2 protein-coding genes are annotated in these 2,205 nt (G+C 43.6%); both read left to right on the top strand.

Annotated features, from left to right (window positions below; genetic code table 11):
- Positions 1 to 293: 293 nt before the first annotated feature.
- Positions 294 to 824 (top strand): YdcF family protein, encoded by a 531-nt coding sequence (locus HWQ37_RS27060; protein WP_292753419.1) that lies wholly within the window; start codon positions 294 to 296, stop codon positions 822 to 824.
- A 149-nt stretch (positions 825 to 973) separates the two neighbouring features.
- On the top strand, positions 974 to 2,137 hold the full coding sequence (locus tag HWQ37_RS27055; RefSeq protein ID WP_292753416.1) for a GuaB3 family IMP dehydrogenase-related protein: 1,164 nt from the start codon (positions 974 to 976) through the stop codon (positions 2,135 to 2,137).
- The last annotated feature ends 68 nt before the right edge of the window (positions 2,138 to 2,205 follow it).

The following is a 2,205-nucleotide window of genomic DNA, read 5'->3' as shown; positions in this document are numbered from 1 at the left end:
TGGCTCCTGTATTCCATACAATTGAGAAGTGCTATATAAAAAAGTGGTTAAAACCCTTTGATGAATTGTCTGATATCGGTTAGGATAATCCATCAATTAGAGAAAAACTCCAAACACGCTTAATCGCGCTGTTACACAAAAATCAACCAAATATAAATTTGGGCAGATTCTTGCGAAGTTTGCTACTCTACTATCAATTGTTTTTTCTTCTAGTTAGAGAAAATTTTGGACTAATTAAATTAAGTTATTGAGCCTTGAATAAGCTACTCTTTAGACGTAAATATTTTCGTTTTATGGCTTTTGTCCTACCAATAATCATCTGGTGGGGATACAAAGAAGTACAAAACCAATTTGTACAGCCGCAAGCAGTTGTAGTGTTGGGTGGTTCAACGAGACATTTAGAGCGAGAGAAGTTTACAGCAAAATTCGTTCGTGAGCATCCAAATATACCGATTTGGATTACAGGCGGCAGTCCACGTACATTCACCCAACGAGTGTTTACCAAAGCTGGTGTCGATCCTCAACGTTTACACTTGGATTATGAAGCAGTAGATACAGTTACTAATTTTACCACATTAGTAGATGATTTGCACGCTCGCGGTATCAAGAGCGTTTATTTGATTACTTCAGACTTTCACATGCGTCGGGCTTGTGTCATCGGTGAAATTATTTTGGGTAGTCGGGGTATTTATTTAAAACCAGTGCCAGTTCCTTCGGAAAAACCCCCTGAATCTATCGAAAAATCGATTCGTGATGGCGCTAGAGCCATAATTTGGTTAGCAACTGGTTACACTGGTGTGGATGCCGCTAAAAATAAACGGTAAATCAAACTAATTTTGAATTTTGAATTGGTCAAAAGCCAAATGACTAATGACAGCCGTCATTAGTCACGTATATGGTTCGGGAAAAAAACGCCCCAAATTTCCCCACAATTTGATACCCTAGCTTAAACAGATTTGAGTAAAGTTAAAGCGTGGAAATTCAACTTGGGCGGGGAAAAACAGCTCGCAGAGCTTACGGAATAGATGAAATTGCTCTAGCCCCTGGTAATAGAACACTAGACCCCAGTTTGGCAGATACTAAGTGGCGTATTGGCAATATTGAGCGAGAAATCCCGATAATTGCTAGTGCTATGGATGGCGTAGTAGATGTTCGTATGGCTGTACGTTTGTCACAGTTAGGAGCATTAGGTGTCCTCAATTTAGAGGGTATTCAAACTCGCTATGCTGACCCAGAGCCAATATTAGATCGGATTGCCTCTGTGGGGAAAGATGAATTTGTTGCCTTAATGCAAGAACTCTATGCCGAACCAATAAAGCCGGAATTAATTGAACAACGTATTCAGGAAATTAAACAACAAGGTGGCATTGCCGCAGTGAGTGCGACTCCAGCCGGTGCAAGTAAATACGGTGAGGCGGTGGCAAAAGCTGGGGCAGATTTATTTTTTGTCCAAGCTACGGTAGTTTCGACTGCACATCTGTCACCAGAATCTTTAGTACCACTTGATTTAGCAGAATTTTGCCGTTCCATGCCCATCCCCGTGGTGTTGGGGAATTGCGTGACTTACGAAGTCACGTTGAATTTGTTGAAAGCTGGGGCGGCTGGGGTACTGGTGGGAATTGGGCCTGGTGCGGCTTGTACTTCTCGTGGGGTGTTGGGTGTAGGTGTGCCACAGGCAACTGCGATCGCAGATTGTGCCGCCGCACGAGATGATTACTACAACGAAACTGGCAACTATATCCCCATTATTGCTGATGGCGGTTTAATCACCGGTGGCGACATTTGCAAATGCATCGCCTGTGGTGCTGATGGTGTAATGATTGGCTCCCCCTTTGCCAGAGCCGCAGAAGCCCCAGGACGAGGTTATCATTGGGGTATGGCGACTCCTAGCCCAGTCTTGCCCCGTGGCACTCGCATTCGCGTTGCCACCACTGGTAGCCTAGAGCAAATACTCATTGGCCCAGCAGCACTAGATGATGGCACTCACAATCTTTTAGGAGCCTTAAAGACCAGCATGGGTACTTTAGGAGTGAAAAATATTAAAGAAATGCAACAGGTAGAAGTTGTGATTGCACCTTCTTTATTAACTGAGGGTAAAGTTTACCAAAAAGCTCAACAATTAGGGATGGGGAAATAAAGTTGGGGCATGGGGTATTGGGCGTTAGAGTGCTGAGTTAGGAGTTAGGAGTTAGGAGTTAGGAGTTA

It is taken from the genome of Nostoc sp. NMS4 (assembly GCF_017115095.1).
Taxonomy (GTDB): domain Bacteria; phylum Cyanobacteriota; class Cyanobacteriia; order Cyanobacteriales; family Nostocaceae; genus Nostoc.
This window is presented reverse-complemented; position numbering and strand designations above follow the sequence as displayed.